Here is a 3,363-nt window from a genome sequence, read left to right on the forward strand (position 1 = left end):
TGCTCTCGCCGATCAAAGACGTACGGGCAGGAACGGTGGTGGATATCAAGCACAAGAAATAACGGAATGTCGCATCCTGAACGGTTCACCTTTTTTTGAATAGGTGGGGTTTATGGATCAGTTACGATCGAACACTGCCACTTTGATATCCAATTCAACCAGGGCGGCGAGGCCGTCGATGGATTTTCGGAAGTCGACAGGCCTGGGGTAGAGGTAGACTTTTCAACTTTGGCGTCGGGGCGCATCATAACTGCGGGCTCCTGATGGGAATCGGGAGCACAGCATCAGGCTTCAACGGGCAGTTTTGAATGTGTACATGGTGGATCGCTTACGTTCATACTCACTCCCGCGTCCAAACATCAACCAGATATGCAAGGAATGGTAGACCAGCCTCCCCGGGGCTGGTTTCCACGCTGCGAAAAAAAGGCCCCCACGCCTGGGCCAGGTGTGGGGGCCGATTGAACATAGGCTGGAATTCAACGTACCCATCTTCGAAGCCACTATCGGTCAATACTTGGCCGCCGCGCTCATTGCTTCGTCAAGCACAGCGTTCGAAGCAATCGATCCGTAGATGTAGGAGCTATGACGCCCGGGGATCAACCGCGCAAAATGCCATACTAAATGCAGGAAATTAAGAAACGTCCTATATCGGTGGGTTCTTAGCGTATACTAGTATGCTGCAGATGAAAAATACAAATTCGACAATTAAAACCGTGATCATGGCGCTGTCACTCTATTCTCAAGGTGCGTTTGCAAAATGCACCTTGAATTCAAATTCAACCCAAACTCAAACAGTTAATGTTGGCGCAAACTTGGCTTCTGCCTTGAATATTCCTCGAGACACACCGAACGGCACTGTCATTTATGAAGAGACTGGAGCGACAAATCAAAAATTCGCTTTCGTTTGTGATTCTCAAGCAAGCATCGGGATTAAATTAAATCCATCATTAGGCGTAGTGCCCGAAGGCAGCACTATATTCCCTCTAGGTAATACAGGACTCTCATTTCGCCTGCGCGACGCAGCTCGAGGTTACTATCCATCTGTCCACCCTATACCTAGTGGATCTTGGTATCTCTTAGGCGAACCTGTGCGATTTGAAATTATAAAAACAGGCAAGCTGTCGCCTCAACCTATTGTACTAGCGGGTTATTTGGGGCAACAAATAGCAGATGAACTGGTGGCTATGAACCTATACTTAACAAAACCGATTATAGTGAATGCCTCCGCTTGCCAAACCCCAGCAGTGTCCGTTCAAATGGGCGATGATTATCTTCTTGACGAGTTCGGCAACGCGGGAGATACATCAAGGTTGATAAAGTTCAATATTGCCCTTAACGAGTGTCAGAGTGGGATAAAAAAAGTCACTTATTCCTTGAAAGCTACGTCTCAAATAATAGACCAGCAGCAGGGGGTTGTGGCACTGAATTCCGACTCAACAGCGAAAGGAATCGGATTGAAACTGATGAACGAATCAGGTCAACCCCTCGCATTGGGAACCACCTATCCCTTTACTAGTTTCAACTCAACGAGCACTGACTTCAAAATACCCCTCTCCGCGGCTTACTACCGCCTGCCTGACAGCAAACTTAAAGCCGGCACCGCAAACGCTTCCGTAACGTTCGTTGTGAATTACCTATAGCCCACATCGATTGAACTAAGCCAGACGCAATCGCAAAATCGCTTCTGCAATCGCTTTTGCGTTTGTATCCAAGGTTTCTATCGCCACGGTCGCGCTCACTGCTGCCGTCTCATCGCCATTCTTTGAAAGCCATTTTATGACCTCCTCTATGGCTGCCCCTAGCGCGTGATGGTTGTGCAGGAGCAATGTCAGCGCATCTGCAGTGGCAATGTTCGAATCTGAGTTGTTTGGCATAGCAGCCTTCCCTGGAGTTCGGTTCGCATAAGCCTAGTTCATCGAATTGCTGGCGGTGGTGAGTCAACCATTCGGCGGCAGCCATTTCCGCACCAAAATAGCGCGCCAGTCCCATCTCAGTCCCATATGGCCATTTTTCGCATGCCAAAAACCACAAACCCCCGACTTTCTCTAGGAAAATCAGGGGGTTTGCGTTTACTGAATGTGGCGGTGAAGGAGAGATTCGAACTCTCGATACAATTTCTTGTATACACACTTTCCAGGCGTGCTCCTTAAGCCACTCGGACACTTCACCGTATCTCGTCAAACCAGTTCAGTCTGTCGAGGCGCGCTAATGTAGTCGAAAGCCTTTCTGATGGCAAAGGTTTTTTTCAGAATTTTCATGCGGTTAGCCGGTTATGCCTGGACGCATCCGGCGAGGGGTGGTGATTGTGCCATTCTCAGGCATCAGCGGCGCGCGTCTGGGGCAGTCATTGAGCCCTGCCCCAGGCATTCCAGCCGCCTGTGTGCGGGAAAAGTCTGACTGGCCAGTCAGTCACAGTGCTTTACCGGCGCGTGCGTGGTGGGTAACGTCTGCGCATGCACCTCTATTAACAAGCCCTCTATAACAAATCCTACAAGGAACCGCGTCATGAGTGAGTTGATTGCCTACCACCTCGAAGACGGTATCGCGACCCTGACCTTGAGCAACGGCAAGGTGAATGCCATTTCTCCTGCTGTGGTCAGTGCCTTTAATGAAGCGCTGGACCAGGCGGAGAAGGACCGGGCGGTAGTGGTGATCACCGGCACGCCGGGGATTCTGTCGGGTGGTTATGATTTGAAGGTGATGACTGCCGGCCCTAAAGAAGCAATCGGCCTGGTGACGTCGGGTTCGACGTTGGCGCGTCGTCTGTTGTCGCACCCGTTTCCGGTGATTGTGGCGTGCCCTGGGCATGCGGTGGCCAAGGGCGCGTTTTTGCTGTTGTCGGCGGATTATCGGATTGGGGTAGAAGGCCCGTTCAGCATTGGCCTGAACGAGGTCGCGATTGGCATGACCATGCACCACGCGGGTATCGAGTTGGCGCGGGATCGGCTACGCAAGTCGGCGTTTCACCGTTCGGTGATCAATGCCGAGATGTTCGATCCACAGGGTGCACTGCAAGCAGGCTTCCTCGATAAGGTGGTCGCACCGGAGGAGTTGCAGGCAGCGGCGCTGGAAGCGGCGCGTCAGTTGAAGAAGCTTAATATGAACGCCCACAAGCACACCAAGTTGAAGGTACGTAAGGAACTGCTGGAGGCCTTGGACGATGCAATCATCCACGACCAAGGGCATATCCTGAGCTAAACCCCTACATCTGATACGCCAGAGCCCGACCTTGAGTCGTAATGCTGTTCACTTAAGCGGAGCAGCCTTACGATTCACCGGAAACCGGGTCTTTGATATCTTCACCGTCCTGGGTCTCGAAGGCCTTGGACGGTGGTTCAGAAACATCCCTCCAACACCCGCCCT

4 protein-coding genes and 1 tRNA gene are annotated in these 3,363 nt (G+C 51.6%); 2 read left to right on the forward strand and 3 right to left on the reverse strand.

Annotated elements, in window-relative coordinates:
• Positions 1-117: 117 nt before the first annotated feature.
• Positions 118-180 (reverse strand): hypothetical protein, encoded by a 63-nt coding sequence (locus tag AACY44_RS27415; protein WP_339531511.1) that lies wholly within the window; start codon positions 178-180, stop codon positions 118-120.
• 494 nt (positions 181-674) lie between these two features.
• Between AACY44_RS27415 and AACY44_RS27420 the strand changes: the two genes are divergently transcribed.
• Positions 675-1,640 carry a fimbrial protein gene (locus AACY44_RS27420; RefSeq protein WP_339531507.1) on the forward strand — a complete coding sequence of 322 codons (966 nt, stop codon included), beginning with the start codon at positions 675-677 and terminating at the stop codon, positions 1,638-1,640.
• A gap of 15 nt (positions 1,641-1,655) precedes the next feature.
• Here AACY44_RS27420 and AACY44_RS27425 read toward each other — a convergent pair whose 3' ends face one another.
• Both AACY44_RS27425 and AACY44_RS27430 read right to left on the reverse strand, forming a co-directional pair.
• A complete protein-coding gene (locus AACY44_RS27425; RefSeq protein ID WP_339531509.1) occupies positions 1,656-1,874 on the reverse strand; it encodes a hypothetical protein in 219 nt (72 codons plus the stop codon).
• Positions 1,875-2,079: 205 nt separating this feature from the next.
• Positions 2,080-2,169: transfer RNA gene (locus AACY44_RS27430), tRNA-Ser, on the reverse strand.
• 336 nt (positions 2,170-2,505) lie between these two features.
• On the opposite strand from AACY44_RS27430, the gene AACY44_RS27435 reads away from it, so the two are divergent.
• A complete protein-coding gene (locus AACY44_RS27435) occupies positions 2,506-3,198 on the forward strand; it encodes a crotonase/enoyl-CoA hydratase family protein (RefSeq protein WP_339418856.1) in 693 nt (230 codons plus the stop codon).
• Positions 3,199-3,363: the final 165 nt, after the last annotated feature.

Origin of the sequence: Pseudomonas sp. RA_15y_Pfl1_P11 (assembly GCF_963970975.1) — a bacterium.
GTDB lineage: Bacteria > Pseudomonadota > Gammaproteobacteria > Pseudomonadales > Pseudomonadaceae > Aquipseudomonas > Aquipseudomonas tritici.

What these genes read in the sequence shown, in the direction of transcription:
- AACY44_RS27420 (WP_339531507.1), top strand. Translation starts at nt 675, where the DNA reads ATGCTGCAGATGAAAAATACAAATTCGACAATTAAAACCGTGATCATG.
- AACY44_RS27425 (WP_339531509.1), bottom strand. Translation starts at nt 1,874, where the DNA reads ATGCCAAACAACTCAGATTCGAACATTGCCACTGCAGATGCGCTGACA.
- AACY44_RS27435 (WP_339418856.1), top strand. Translation starts at nt 2,506, where the DNA reads ATGAGTGAGTTGATTGCCTACCACCTCGAAGACGGTATCGCGACCCTG.